Here is a 331-nt window from a genome sequence, read left to right as displayed (position 1 = left end):
GATGGGGTGCGCTTCCACGGGGGGGCTCTCCGGTGGTGGTGCCGGTCTCGGGCTCCTTCCGCAGCGCCAGCGATTCGATCCATTGCCGCAGCTCCGTGCGATCCAGCGGCTTGCCCAAGAACGCATCGAAGAGCGCGGACTCCAGGACCGCTTCCACTTCGTTGCGGGCATAGGCGGTGTAAAGGGCGATGGGTACCCGGGGGTAGCCCTCGGCCTGTTCCTCGGCCCGGATGTGTTCGGCCAGCTTGTCGCCATCGAGTCCGGGCATGTGGCGGTCGAGCACCAGGGCATCGAAAGTCTTTGTTTGCCAGGCCGCCAGAGCGCCGGCGCC

Annotated in this window: 1 protein-coding gene; it reads right to left on the bottom strand. The window is 67.4% G+C overall.

Annotated elements, in window-relative coordinates:
• The coding region (locus LRF89_RS13425; RefSeq protein ID WP_238637398.1) for a response regulator at nt 1-331 on the bottom strand (331 nt) is incomplete at both ends.

The organism is Halorhodospira sp. 9621 (assembly GCF_022228055.1).
GTDB classification, from domain to species: Bacteria; Pseudomonadota; Gammaproteobacteria; order Nitrococcales; family Halorhodospiraceae; genus Halorhodospira; species Halorhodospira halophila_A.
This window is presented reverse-complemented; position numbering and strand designations above follow the sequence as displayed.